Source organism: Streptomyces sp. NBC_00503 (assembly GCF_036346895.1).
In the GTDB taxonomy this organism is placed as follows: domain Bacteria; phylum Actinomycetota; class Actinomycetes; order Streptomycetales; family Streptomycetaceae; genus Streptomyces.
The window spans coordinates 2044867-2057023 of sequence record NZ_CP107855.1; the positions used below are offsets into that span (position 1 = coordinate 2044867).

At 67.1% G+C, this 12157-nt stretch carries 12 protein-coding genes and 1 tRNA gene; 7 read left to right on the forward strand and 6 right to left on the reverse strand.

Annotation, left to right across the window (positions count from 1 at the left end; genetic code table 11):
- Positions 1 to 2: 2 nt before the first annotated feature.
- The 3 genes from OG490_RS09525 to OG490_RS09535 are packed head-to-tail and all read left to right on the forward strand — an operon-like array spanning position 3 to position 3472.
- A complete protein-coding gene (locus tag OG490_RS09525) occupies positions 3 to 1829 on the forward strand; it encodes a branched-chain amino acid ABC transporter permease (protein ID WP_330295841.1) in 1827 nt (608 codons plus the stop codon).
- 3 nt (positions 1830 to 1832) lie between these two features.
- Positions 1833 to 2759, forward strand: coding sequence for an ABC transporter ATP-binding protein (locus tag OG490_RS09530; protein WP_330295842.1), 927 nt, complete (start codon positions 1833 to 1835; stop codon positions 2757 to 2759).
- Positions 2756 to 3472 (forward strand): ABC transporter ATP-binding protein, encoded by a 717-nt coding sequence (locus OG490_RS09535; protein ID WP_330295843.1) that lies wholly within the window; start codon positions 2756 to 2758, stop codon positions 3470 to 3472. The genes OG490_RS09530 and OG490_RS09535 overlap by 4 nt, the downstream gene beginning before the upstream one ends.
- Before the next feature lie 76 nt (positions 3473 to 3548).
- Here OG490_RS09535 and OG490_RS09540 read toward each other — a convergent pair whose 3' ends face one another.
- On the reverse strand, positions 3549 to 4208 hold the full coding sequence (locus OG490_RS09540; RefSeq protein WP_330295844.1) for an ANTAR domain-containing response regulator: 660 nt from the start codon (positions 4206 to 4208) through the stop codon (positions 3549 to 3551).
- Between the two features lie 100 nt (positions 4209 to 4308).
- Here OG490_RS09540 and OG490_RS09545 point away from each other — a divergent pair.
- Together OG490_RS09545 and OG490_RS09550 are read left to right on the forward strand one after the other, a co-directional pair.
- Positions 4309 to 4383: transfer RNA gene (locus OG490_RS09545), tRNA-Leu, on the forward strand.
- Between the two features lie 110 nt (positions 4384 to 4493).
- Positions 4494 to 5243 (forward strand): transcriptional regulator, encoded by a 750-nt coding sequence (locus tag OG490_RS09550; RefSeq protein ID WP_330295845.1) that lies wholly within the window; start codon positions 4494 to 4496, stop codon positions 5241 to 5243.
- Here OG490_RS09550 and OG490_RS09555 read toward each other — a convergent pair.
- From OG490_RS09555 to OG490_RS09565, 3 genes are all read right to left on the reverse strand, one after another.
- Positions 5240 to 5812, reverse strand: coding sequence for an AAA family ATPase (locus tag OG490_RS09555; protein ID WP_330295846.1), 573 nt, complete (start codon positions 5810 to 5812; stop codon positions 5240 to 5242). The two genes, OG490_RS09550 and OG490_RS09555, sit on opposite strands and share 4 nt — an antisense overlap.
- Positions 5809 to 6369 carry a hypothetical protein gene (locus tag OG490_RS09560; RefSeq protein WP_330295847.1) on the reverse strand — a complete coding sequence of 187 codons (561 nt, stop codon included), beginning with the start codon at positions 6367 to 6369 and terminating at the stop codon, positions 5809 to 5811. Before OG490_RS09560 ends, OG490_RS09555 begins: the two co-directional genes overlap by 4 nt.
- 216 nt (positions 6370 to 6585) lie before the next feature.
- Positions 6586 to 7185 (reverse strand): TetR/AcrR family transcriptional regulator, encoded by a 600-nt coding sequence (locus tag OG490_RS09565; protein ID WP_330295848.1) that lies wholly within the window; start codon positions 7183 to 7185, stop codon positions 6586 to 6588.
- Positions 7186 to 7280: 95 nt separating this feature from the next.
- On the opposite strand from OG490_RS09565, the gene OG490_RS09570 reads away from it, so the two are divergent.
- Positions 7281 to 7853, forward strand: coding sequence for an RBBP9/YdeN family alpha/beta hydrolase (locus tag OG490_RS09570; protein WP_330295849.1), 573 nt, complete (start codon positions 7281 to 7283; stop codon positions 7851 to 7853).
- A 46-nt stretch (positions 7854 to 7899) separates the two neighbouring features.
- On the opposite strand, the gene pyk is transcribed toward OG490_RS09570, so the two are convergent.
- Both pyk and OG490_RS09580 read right to left on the reverse strand, forming a co-directional pair.
- Complete coding sequence (gene pyk / locus OG490_RS09575) at positions 7900 to 9327, reverse strand: pyruvate kinase (protein WP_330295850.1); 1428 nt, start codon at positions 9325 to 9327, stop codon at positions 7900 to 7902.
- 157 nt (positions 9328 to 9484) lie between these two features.
- Entirely contained in the window at positions 9485 to 10189 is a 705-nt protein-coding gene (locus tag OG490_RS09580; RefSeq protein ID WP_330295851.1) for an SIMPL domain-containing protein, read from the reverse strand.
- A 140-nt stretch (positions 10190 to 10329) separates the two neighbouring features.
- Here OG490_RS09580 and OG490_RS09585 point away from each other — a divergent pair, with 140 nt between their 5' ends.
- Positions 10330 to 12141, forward strand: a complete 1812-nt coding sequence (locus OG490_RS09585) for a bifunctional metallophosphatase/5'-nucleotidase (protein WP_330295852.1) — start codon at positions 10330 to 10332, stop codon at positions 12139 to 12141.
- The last annotated feature ends 16 nt before the right edge of the window (positions 12142 to 12157 follow it).

Genomic DNA, 12157 nt, shown 5'->3' on the forward strand with positions numbered 1-12157 from the left:
CCATGACGACCACCACCACGGACACCACGACCATGAACGCAGCGCCCCGAGGATTCATCCCCCTCCCCGAGAAGACGGCCCGCGCCCTCGCCACCGCAGGCGGCGCCCTCACCGTCGCCTCCTGCTTCCTCTCCTGGACCTGGACCGCACGGTTCCCCGGCGACCTCACCGTCAACGGATACCCCGGCGGCCTCCAGTGGCTCGTCCTCATCGGCGGCCTCCTCACCACCCTCTTCGGCCTCGCCTCCTACGGAGTCAAGGGCCTCGGATGGCTCGCCCCGGCCGGCGCCGACGCCGCGATCAAGCTCTCCGCCCTCGCCGCGTTCGCCACCGCCTGGTACACCATCGTCGCGATCATCTCCACCCTCGGAGCCATCGCCGACCTCGAGCCCGGCGGCTACGTCGTCGCCGCCACCTCACTGCTCGCCCTCGTCGGAGCCCTCGCGCTCCCCTTCGAACGCCCCGCCCTCGAAGGACCCGACCCGGACGACAGCAGCTGGGAACAGCTCAAGCACAACGCCCACAACCAGGTCACCAGCGCCAAGGCAGCCTTCACCGCCGGCCCGATCAAGCCCGCCCGCGCCCTCCCGGCCTGGACCGAGATCCTCCTGATCGCCATCGTCCTCGCCATCGGCCTCGGCGTCTTCACGTACGGCATCACCACCCCGTACCAGGAACTCTTTATCGGCTTCCTGATCACCGCCGGCTTCGGCGCCGCCGCCCTCAACAAGGCCGGCCTGATGTCCCGCATCACCACCCTCACCACCCGCCACCGCAACGTCGCCCTCGTCGGCGCCTTCGCAGCAGCGGCAGCCTTCCCCTTCACCCAGACCGACGACCAGTACGCGACCCTCGGCGTCAACATCCTCATCTTCGCCACCGTCGCACTCGGCCTGAACATCGTCGTCGGCCTCACCGGCCTCCTCGACCTCGGCTACGTCGCCTTCCTCGGCGTCGGCGCCTACACCGCGGCCCTGGTCTCCGGCTCCCCCAACTCCCCCTTCGGAGTACAGCTCCCCTTCTGGGCCGCCATACTCCTCGGCGCCGCCGCCTCCATGGTCTTCGGCGTCCTGATCGGCGCACCCACCCTGCGACTGCGCGGCGACTACCTCGCCATCGTGACGCTCGGCTTCGGTGAGATCTTCCGCATCTCCATGAACAACCTCGACGGCGTCTCCGGCCCCGACATCACCAACGGGCCCAACGGCATCGCCAACATCCCCAACGTCGACCTCTTCGGATTCGACTTCGGAGCCAGCCACACCATCGCCGGATTCACCATCGGCCGCTTCGCCAACTACTTCCTGCTGATGCTCCTGATCACCCTCATCGTGGTCCTGGTCTTCCGCCGCAGCGCGGAATCCCGCATCGGCCGCGCCTGGGTCGCCATCCGCGAAGACGAAACCGCCGCCGAAGCCATGGGCATCAACGGCTTCCGCGTCAAACTCATCGCCTTCGCCCTCGGCGCCACCCTCGCCGGACTCGCAGGCGCCGTACAGGCCCACGTGAACTACACCGTCACCCCGGACCAGTACGTCTTCGCCAACGCCGTACCCCCGAACTCCGCCTTCCTGCTCGCCGCAGTCGTCCTCGGCGGCATGGGAACCATCTCCGGCCCCCTCGTCGGCGGATCACTCCTCTTCCTGCTCCCCAACAAGCTCCAGTCCCTGGGCGAGTACCAGCTCCTCACCTTCGGCATCGCACTCATCATCCTGATGCGCCTGCGCCCCGAAGGCCTCATCCCCAACCGTCGCAACCAGCTCGAACTCCACAAGGACATGGAAGCGCCCACAGTCCTCCCCGCGGTCCTCGGCAAGGCAGGGGTCTGACCCATGACGACCACCACCACCGAAACCCCCGCCACCACGGCGGAGACCGTCCTCGACGCACGCGGCGTCACGATGCGCTTCGGCGGCCTCACCGCCGTCAAGAACGTCGACCTGACCGTCCGCAGCGGCGAGATCGTCGGACTCATCGGCCCCAACGGCGCCGGCAAGACCACCTTCTTCAACTGCCTCACCGGCCTCTACATCCCCACCGAGGGCGAAGTCCGGTACAAGGGCACGGTCCTGCCCCCCAAGTCCTACAAGGTCACCGCGGCCGGCATCGCCCGCACCTTCCAGAACATCCGTCTCTTCAACAACATGACGGTCCTGGAAAACGTCCTCGTAGGCCGCCACACCCGCACCAAGGTCGGCCTCTGGTCCTCCCTGCTGCGCCTCCCCAGCTTCGGCCGGGAAGAAGCAGCCAGCCGCAACCGGTCCATGGAACTCCTCGAGTTCATCGGCCTCGCCGACAAGGCCGACCACCTCGCCCGCAACCTCCCCTACGGCGACCAGCGCAAGCTCGAAATCGCCCGCGCGCTCGCCAGCGACCCCGGCCTCATCCTCCTGGACGAGCCCACCGCCGGCATGAACCCGCAGGAGACCCGGACCACCGAAGAACTCATCTTCGCCATCCGGGACCAGGGCATCGCCGTCCTCGTCATCGAGCACGACATGCGCTTCATCTTCAACCTCTGCGACCGCGTCGCCTGCCTCGTCCAGGGCGAAAAGCTCATCGAAGGCACCGCCGCCGAAGTCCAGGGCGACGAACGCGTCATCGCCGCCTACCTCGGCGAACCCTTCGAAGGCGCCCCCGGCGCCGAAGAACTCGCAGAAGTCGAAGCGGCAGAGGCACACAGCGAAGCCGCACACGAAGAAGCGACGGACGGCGAGACGGCGGACGGCACGACCAGCACGGACGGAGAAGACCGGTGACCGCACTCCTCGAGGTCGAAGACCTCCGCGTCGCCTACGGCAAGATCGAAGCCGTCAAGGGCATCTCCTTCAGTGTCGACGCCGGCCAGATCGTCACCCTCATCGGCACCAACGGCGCCGGCAAGACGACGACCCTGCGCACCCTCTCGGGCCTGATCAAGCCGCGCGGCGGCCAGATCAAGTTCGAGGGCAAGTCCCTCAAGAAGATCCCCGCGCACGACATCGTCGCGCTCGGCCTCGCCCACTCCCCCGAGGGGCGGCACATCTTCCCGCGCATGACGATCGAGGACAACCTCCTCCTCGGCGCCTTCCTGCGCAAGGACAAGGACGGCATCGCCAAGGACGTCCAGCGCGCCTACGACCTCTTCCCGATCCTGGGCGAGCGCCGCAAGCAGGCCGCGGGCACCCTCTCGGGCGGCGAGCAGCAGATGCTGGCCATGGGCCGCGCGCTCATGTCCCGTCCGAAGCTGCTCATGCTGGACGAGCCCTCGATGGGCCTCTCGCCGATCATGATGCAGAAGATCATGGCGACCATCGCCGAGCTCAAGTCCCAGGGCACGACCATCCTCCTGGTCGAGCAGAACGCCCAGGCCGCGCTCTCCCTGGCCGACCAGGGCCACGTGATGGAGATCGGCAAGGTCGTCCTCTCGGGCCCCGGCCGCGAGCTCCTCGTCAACGAGGACGTCCGCAAGGCGTACCTCGGCGAGGACTGATCCGCAACGCACGTACGAGTGAGGCCCGCCCCCCGAATCCGGGAGGCGGGCCTCACTCGTACGTGCTCTACGGGTACTACTCCCCCTTGGCCGCGGCGGCCTTCTTCTCCTCGGCGTCCTCGATGACCGCCTCGGCGACCTGCTGCATGGACATCCGGCGGTCCATGGAGGTCTTCTGGATCCACCGGAACGCGGCCGGCTCGGAGAGCCCGTACTGCGTCTGCAGAATGCTCTTCGCCCGGTCCACGAGCTTGCGCGTCTCCAGCCGCATCGAGAGGTCGGCGACCTCCTTCTCGAGCGCGCGCAGCTCGGCGAACCGCGACACGGCCATCTCAATAGCCGGTACGACATCGCTCTTGCTGAAGGGCTTCACGAGATACGCCATGGCCCCGGCGTCCCGCGCCCGCTCGACCAGATCCCGCTGCGAGAACGCGGTCAGCATCAGCACGGGGGCGATGGACTCCTCCGCGATCTTCTCAGCGGCGGAGATCCCGTCGAGCACGGGCATCTTCACATCGAGGATCACCAGGTCGGGCCGGTGCTCCCGCGCCAGCTCAACGGCGGTCTGCCCGTCTCCGGCCTCGCCGACGACGGCGTAGCCCTCTTCCTCCAGCATTTCCTTGAGGTCGAGACGGATGAGCGCCTCGTCCTCGGCGATGACGACACGCGTCGTCAGCGGCGGAACGTGCGACTGGTCGGCGTCGGGCGTGGGCGTCGACTCGTGCTCGGCGGTCACGGGGGGCTCCTCTTTGCGGGGCATATCAAGCTCCCCCGAGCCTACCTAGCTACGGTATGGTGGACACGCAGCGGGTCGGAGACAACCTTCGATTCACTGGGCCCCAGTAGCCCAATTGGCAGCAGGCAATGGATTCAAAACCCATACAGTGTCGGTTCGAGTCCGACCTGGGGCACTTTTCCTTCTTTTCCAAGGTCACGCGACAATCGCGTGACCTTCACTCGTTTCAGCGAAGCGCTTCGAAATGCGCAAGGTGAGCGAATTACGCATGTCAGCGTCGATCGCATGTACGACATGGCCACCCGCATGCACACACTGAGCCTGCTCGCCGACGGGCGCAGTATGAGCTCCGTCAGCAAGGAGACCGGTGTCTCCCGGGCCTCGATCCGCTCCTGGCGAGTACGAGTGGAACCCGTGCCGCGCCGCGCTGAGGTCAACTCCTGGACACCCCCCGCCGACACGGCCTCCTACTCCTACCTGCTCGGGCTCTATCTCGGCGACGGCCACATAAGCCAGCCCGCGAGTCACCGCGTACCGAGCCTGCGGATCACCTGCGACGACAAGTGGCCAGGCCTCATGAACGCCGCAGAAGAGGCTATGCGGAAGGTGCTCCCGTACAACCAGACATGCCGGGCAAGGAAGCTCGGGTGCCATGACGTCAAGGTCTACTCGAAACACCTCGTACAACTGTTCCCGCAGCATGGACCCGGTAAGAAACATGACCGCCGCATCACCCTTGAGGACTGGCAGCAGGCCATCGTCGACGCCCACCCCTGGGAGTTCGTCCGGGGACTGATCCACTCCGACGGGTGTCGGATCACCAACTGGACCGTCCGCAACGGCAAGCGCTACGAGTACCCCCGGTACTTCTTCACCAACAAGTCCGACGACATCCGCAAGCTCTGCACGGACACCCTCGCGAAAGTGGGCGTCCAATGGACGATCCTCGCGCGCGGCAGCGACCCCTTCAACGTGTCCATCGCCCGCAAGGCCTCCGTCGCCCTCATGGACGAACACATCGGGCCGAAGTACTAGCGCCCGGCTTCAGGGCTGGCGGCCAGGCCCGTCGCAGACAGGATCGCTTCGACTGTCTCTTCGACCGTCTGCGCAGCGTTGTCGATCCAGGTGCCCTGCTGCGCGAGCTCGGAGCGCATCGCCTCGTCCAGGGGTGACCAGTCCGTGGCCAGGGCCTTCTCCCGAGCCTGGTTGCGTCGCCATGCGACTGCCGGGCCGGGTGCCAGGACGACGATGTGGAGCGGCACGGCCGTCAGCGTCCTGCGGTAGAAGTCGAGATGGGAGCGGCGGACCACGACGTCATCGAGCACCGGGATGAAGCCTCCCCCCGCGAAGCTGTCGGCCAGGAGACATGCGTTGCGGGCCCGTAGGAAGATCTGTCGGTCGGCTTCGGTGTTGGTGGCCGGTGAGGGCCATCGGGCACCGCTGACGATCATTTGCTGGAGTGCGTCCACCTCGATGTGGGCCGACATCGGGAAGCGGTCGGCCAGCGCGGCGGCCACCGTCGACTTCCCGCTCCCGGGGATACCGGTCAGCAGGACGGCCCCGGCTGCCGGCTCGCGATCGATGGGGACCAGGTCCAGGCTCATGCGCTGGCGCTTCGGCGCCGCACGCAATAGGCAATCGTGACGACGGCGAGCAGCGGTCCCCAGAGCAGCATCGGCACGTAGCAGGCGTTCATGATCCATGCGGCGGCGCCATGGGGGGCTTCGGATCCGCCGACATCGGCGGGGGTGCCTCCCCAGAACATCCGCAAGGACAGCGCGGTGACGGCGGCTGCCCCGAGTGTCGCTGGGATGACCACTGCCCATGTCGGGATGCGTCTGCCGCTGAGGAGGGGTATCCAGCGGGGGACGGTCTCGCCCCAGGGCCTGACGAGGCCGATGGTGAGGAGTGCGAGTCCTTCGGTGATGAGGGTCAGCAGGGTGATGTAGGTGGAGGTTTCGAGGCCGGGTTGCCAGTCTTTGGCCAGTTGGCCGCTGAAGCCGACGGGGATGCCCACGGCCATGGCCATGCGCCATAACCCGGATGGCAGGACGGCGAGCGGTACGGCGTGGGCCATCCGGTTCGCCCAGCGCGGCACCGGGTTGGCGGCGATGTCGGCGTTGGCGTTGGCGTTGGCGGACAGTGTGTTCCCGGTGACCATGGCAACCTCCCGTTTGGCGTGCGAGTTGCCTCAAGATCCTCCGCCGCGCGCCGGCGCCGGGCGTCGTGCCTGGGTTGCGTCTTGCTGCGACCCCTGGGTGATCTCGCCCTACCTCTCAAGCATGACGGGGCCGGATGGCGCGCTCAGTGGCATGTCGAGGGCTTCGGGGGCTCGCTGGCCGTGTTCTGGTCGAGCTGGTCGGCCGGGGCGGGGGTTTTAGCGTGTCAGGCCCCGTAGGAGGGTCGTGACGTGGGCTTCTGCGTCGGCGGGGTTCAGGGGTGCGTGGGCGACGAGGAGGCGGTACCAGAAGGGGCCGAAGACGAGGTCGGTGGCGTGGGCTAGGTCGGTGGTGGTGGGGAGTTCTTCGCGGGTGATGGCGCGGGTGAGGAGGGTGGCTACGACCTCGCGGCGGGTGGCGGCCCAGGCCCGGAAGGGTTCGGCGAAGGCGGGGTCGAGTTGGGCTTCGGCCATGAGGCCGGTGAGGGCTTTGGTGCGGACGGGGTCGTCGCCGATGCGGTAGAGGTCGGTGACGAAGGCGGTGAGGTCGCCGGTGAGGGTTCCGGTGTCGGGTTCGGGGACGCGGGTGGCGGTTTCGTGGGCGTAGGCGTCCATGACGAGGGCGGGCTTGGATTTCCACCAGCGGTAGACGGTGCTTTTGGCGACGTTGGCGCGTTTGGCGACGCCTTCGATGGTGAGGGCGCCGTAGCCGTTTTCGACGAGGAGTGCGGCGGTGGCTTCGAGGACGGAGTGGTGGGCGTCTTCGTTGCGGAGGCGTCCGCCGGTGCGGGGCGGGTTGCCCGAAGGAGTGATTGACACGGCTTCACGATAGCCCTAGCGTTTTATCAAAACGCGGCGTAGCGTTTTGATTGAGGGTCGGTCGGACCGGCCGAGGAGCAGGGAGGGGCGGAGCCATGGGCAAGATCGTGATCGCGCACGGGTACGGGATGAATGGCGGCGAGCACTGGTACGCGGCGACGGGTGAGGAGTTCGCGGCCGAGGGGCACGAGGTGCGGATTCCGAACTTCCCCGAGCCCTTCGCGCCGGAGGCCGATGTGTGGCTGAAGGAGTTGGAGGCGGAGACGGCGGGGGCGCCTGCGGGTGAGACCGTGCTGGTGGGTCACAGCCTGGGCGGGGTGAATGTGCTGCGGCTGCTTCAGCGGCACGACACGGAGGCCGAGGGGGCGTTCGCGGGGGTGGTGTTCGTGGCGTCGATGTCGGGCGAGGTGGGGTACGACGCGTTGGCGCCGTTCTTCACGCCGGAGTTCGACTGGCAGCGGATCCGCAGGGCGGCGCGGGAGTTCCGGGTGCTGCATGCGGCGGATGACCCGGTGACGGGTGAGAAGACCGGTGAGCATGTGTTGCGGTTCGTGCGGGAGTTGGGTGCGCAGGCGCGGGTGACCGCGTCGGGCGGGCACTTCCCGAGTACGGGTGGGAGTGCTGTGGTGTTGCCCGACGCGGTGCGTCTTATACGTGAGGTGCTGTAGGCGGTGCTGTAGGCGGTGGCGTGGCCGGGGCCGTGGGGTGCCGGCTTCAGCGGACGGCGTCGCCGATGTGGTGGACGCGGACCAGGTTGGTGGATCCGGTGACTCCGGGGGGTGAGCCGGCGGTGATGACGACGACGTCGCCGGGTACGCAGCGGCCGATGCGCAGGAGTTCTTCTTCGACTTGGGCGACCATCGCGTCGGTGGAGTCGACGTGGGGGCCGAGGAAGGTTTCGACGCCCCAGGTGAGGTTGAGTTGGGAGCGGGTGGCGGGGTCGGGGGTGAAGGCGAGGAGGGGGATGGGTGAGCGGTAGCGGGAGAGTCGGCGGACGGTGTCGCCGCTCTGGGTGAAGGCGACGAGGAATTTGGCTCCGAGGAAGTCGCCCATTTCGGCGGCGGCGCGGGCGACTGCTCCGCCTTGGGTGCGGGGCTTGTTGCGGTCGGTGAGTGGGGGGAGGCCCTTGGCGAGGATGTCCTCTTCGGCGGCTTCGATGATGCGGGCCATGGTGCGGACGGTTTCGATGGGGTATTTGCCGACGCTGGTTTCGCCGGAGAGCATGACGGCGTCGGTGCCGTCGATGACGGCGTTGGCGACGTCGGAGGCTTCGGCGCGGGTGGGTCGGGAGTTGTCGATCATCGAGTCGAGCATTTGGGTGGCGACGATGACGGGTTTGGCGTTGCGCTTGGCGAGCTTGACGGCTCGCTTCTGGACGATCGGGACTTGTTCCAGGGGCATTTCGACGCCGAGGTCGCCGCGGGCGACCATGATGCCGTCGAAGGCGGCGACGATGTCGTCGATGTTTTCGACTGCCTGGGGCTTTTCGACCTTGGCGATGACGGGGAGGCGTCGGCCTTCTTCGTCCATGACGCGGTGGACGTCTTGGATGTCGTTGCCGCTGCGGACGAAGGAGAGGGCGATGACGTCGGCGCCGATGCGCAGGGCCCAGCGGAGGTCGTCGATGTCTTTTTCGGAGAGGGCGGGTACGGAGACTGCGACGCCGGGGAGGTTGAGTCCCTTGTGGTCGGAGACCATGCCGCCTTCGATGACGAGGGTGCGGACGTGGGGGCCGTCGACTGCGGTGACTTCGAGGGTGACGCGGCCGTCGTCTACGAGGACGCGTTCGCCGGTGGTGACGTCGGCGGCGAGGCCTTTGTAAGTGGTGCCGCAGGTGTGGCGGTCGCCTTCGTGGTCTTCGACGGTGATGGTGAATTCGTCGCCGCGTTCAAGGAGTACGGGGCCTTCGCGGAAGCGGCCCAGGCGGATCTTCGGGCCTTGAAGGTCTGCGAGGACGCCGACGCTGCGGCCGGTTTCGTCGGCGGCCTTGCGGACGCGTCGGTATCGCTCCTCGTGTTCGGCGTAGGTGCCGTGGCTGAGGTTGAAGCGGGCGATGTCCATTCCGGCTTCGACCAGGGCTTTGATCTGGTCGTATGAGTCGGTGGCGGGGCCCAGGGTACATACGATTTTCGCTCGGCGCATGGGGCGAGGGTATGCCCCTACCAGGCAGTAGGAAATTGGTTCCGGGTGTCCACTCAACAACCTTTAGGCAAAAGGTTGTTGACAATTGTTGAATGTGCATGGGGGTGCTCTGATGAGCACCCCCGAGGCACCGGTTGTGCGTCCCGGAAGGGGGTTTTCAGAGCTGGGGAGGGGTCATGGTGAAGCGGGCGTTCACCTGCGCGTAGACGGTCTGGCGCTGGGGTTCCAGGTCGAGTGCGGGGGTGGTGTCTTCGGCGGCGTTGAAGGCCATGGAGCGCATGCCGGCTCCGGGGGCGCTCGCCCGGAAGGGGGCGGGGGCGTTCTCGGCTCCGAGGTCGGCGAGTTCGACGAGGGCGGCGAGGTTGGCTCCGAGGGCGGCGGCGTATTCGCGGGCGCGCTGGACGGCTTCGAGTACGGCTTGGCGGCGGGCTTCGCCGTGGGCGGGTGAGGTGGGGCGCAGGGCCCACCAGGGGCCGTCGACTTGGGTGAGTTCGAGGTCGGCGAGGCGGGTGGTGAGTTCGCCGAGGGTGGTGAAGTCGTTGAGTTCGGCGGTGAGGTGGACGCGTCCGTGGTAGGCGCGGATGCGTTCGCCGCGGCCGTGTCGGGCGAGTTCGGGGGTGATGGAGAAGGCGCCGGTCTCGAGTTTTTCGACGGGGTCGCCGTAGCTTTTGACGAGGTCGAGGACGGCGTTGTTGCGGCGGGTGAGGTCTTCGAGGGCGGTGCGCCGGTCGGTGCCGCGGGCGCTGACGGTGATGCCGATGCGGGCGATCTCGGGGTCGACTTCGAGGGTGGCTTCGCCGCGGACTGCGACGCGGGGGACTTCGGGGGTTCCGTAGGGCTGGTGCGATGCGTCCTGGGTCATGGATTCACTCTCGCACTGCCGCTCGTTCGGGTGTGGTCATCGGATCGAAACCTGTGGGGGGTGTTGCGGCTTGTTACTGCTGCGTCAGAATCTACGCGCGTTGCCTACTTGTACTCACGTACCTCACAAGGGGAGATGGCATGGCGTTCGACCGTAGGACATTTCTGGGCACTTCGGCTGCGACGGGTGCGGCTGTGGCGTTGGCGGGGGCCACGAGCTCCCCGGCTGCCGCGGCTGACGGGGCTGTCGGTGCGGCCTCGGCCGCGGGGTCGAAGACGTACGCGTTCACGGTGATGGGGACGACGGACCTGCACGGGAACGTCTTCAACTGGGACTACTTCACGGACAAGGAGTTCGACGACAAGGCGCACAACGATGTCGGTCTGGCGAAGATCTCGACGTTGGTGAATCAGGTTCGGGCGGAGAAGGGGCGGCGCAATACGCTGCTGATCGATGCCGGTGACACCATTCAGGGCACGCAGTTGTCGTACTACTACGCGAAGGTGGATCCGATCACCGCGCGGCGCGGTCCGGTGCATCCGATGGCGCAGGCGATGAATGCGATCGGGTACGACGCTGCGGCGCTGGGGAACCACGAGTTCAACTACGGCATTCCGGTGCTGCGCAAGTTCGAGGAGCAGTGTGATTTCCCGCTGCTGGGGGCGAATGCGCTGGATGCCAAGACGTTGCGGCCAGCGTTCCCTCCGTACAGCATGCACCGGCTGCGCACTCCGCACGGGCGGGATGTGAAGGTGGCGGTGCTGGGTCTGACGAATCCGGGGATCGCGATCTGGGACAAGGCGAACGTGCAGGGGAAGATGACGTTCCCGGGCCTTGAGGAGCAGGCGGCGAAGTACGTGCCGCGGCTGCGGTCGCTGGGTGCGGATGTGGTGATCGTGTCGGCGCATTCGGGTTCGAGCGGTACGTCTTCGTACGGTGACCAGTTGCCGTACATCGAGAACGCTGCGGGTCTGGTGGCGGAGCAGGTGCCGGGGATCGACGCGATCCTCGTGGGCCACGCGCACACGGAGATCCCGGAGTACCGGGTGAAGAACAAGGCGACCGGCAAGGACGTGGTGTTGTCGGAGCCGCTGAAGTGGGGGCAGCGGCTGACGCTGTTCGACTTCGAGCTGACCTGGGCGAAGGGCTGCTGGTCGGTGGCGAAGGTGTCGGCGCGGGTGCTGAATTCGAATACGGCGGTGGAGGACCCGAAGATAGTGCGGCTGCTGTCGGACGAGCACCGCAAGGTGGTGGGTTACGTCAATCAGGTGATCGGTACGTCCACGCAGGCGATGTCCTCGGCGGAGGGTCCGTTCAAGGACGTGGCGATCATCGATCTGATCAGCCATGTGCAGGCCGAGACGGTGAAGTCGGCGCTGGCGGGTACGGAGTGGGCGGCGCTGCCGGTGCTGTCGCAGGCTTCGTGCTTCTCGCGGACGGCGGCGATCCCGGCGGGTCAGGTGACCATCAAGGACGCGGCGGGTCTGTATCCGTTCGAGAACACGCTGGAGGCACGGCTGATGACGGGTGCGCAGATGAAGGCGTACCTGGAGTACTCGGCGAAGTACTACGTGCGGACGGCGCCGGGCGAGGTGGTGGATCCGGCGAAGTTGACGAATTCCGAGAGCACGCCGGACTACAACTACGACGCGGTGTACGGGTTGGCGTACGACATCGACGTGTCCGCGCCGGTGGGTTCGCGGATCGTGGGGTTGTCCTTCCAGGGCAAGCCGGTGGATCCGGCGGCGCAGTTCGTGCTGGCCGTGAACAACTACCGGGCTTCTGGTGGCGGGAACTTCCCGCACGTGCCGCAGGCCAAGCAGTTGTGGGCCAATTCGGAGGAGATCCGTAACACGATCATCCAGTGGGTGAAGGCGAAGGGGACGGTGGACCCGGCGCAGTTCGCGTCCGTGGACTGGCGTCTGACCCGGGCCGGCGTACCGGTCTTCTAAGCGTTGATCTTCCGGA

Bases quoted from the DNA above. Each gene is read 5' to 3' on its own strand.
- OG490_RS09525 (WP_330295841.1), top strand. From the start codon at position 3: ATGACGACCACCACCACGGACACCACGACCATGAACGCAGCGCCCCGA.
- OG490_RS09530 (WP_330295842.1), top strand. From the start codon at position 1,833: ATGACGACCACCACCACCGAAACCCCCGCCACCACGGCGGAGACCGTC.
- OG490_RS09550 (WP_330295845.1), top strand. From the start codon at position 4,494: ATGTACGACATGGCCACCCGCATGCACACACTGAGCCTGCTCGCCGAC.
- OG490_RS09555 (WP_330295846.1), bottom strand. From the start codon at position 5,812: ATGAGCCTGGACCTGGTCCCCATCGATCGCGAGCCGGCAGCCGGGGCC.
- OG490_RS09560 (WP_330295847.1), bottom strand. From the start codon at position 6,369: ATGGTCACCGGGAACACACTGTCCGCCAACGCCAACGCCAACGCCGAC.
- OG490_RS09570 (WP_330295849.1), top strand. From the start codon at position 7,281: ATGGGCAAGATCGTGATCGCGCACGGGTACGGGATGAATGGCGGCGAG.
- pyk (WP_330295850.1), bottom strand. From the start codon at position 9,327: ATGCGCCGAGCGAAAATCGTATGTACCCTGGGCCCCGCCACCGACTCA.
- OG490_RS09580 (WP_330295851.1), bottom strand. From the start codon at position 10,189: ATGACCCAGGACGCATCGCACCAGCCCTACGGAACCCCCGAAGTCCCC.
- OG490_RS09585 (WP_330295852.1), top strand. From the start codon at position 10,330: ATGGCGTTCGACCGTAGGACATTTCTGGGCACTTCGGCTGCGACGGGT.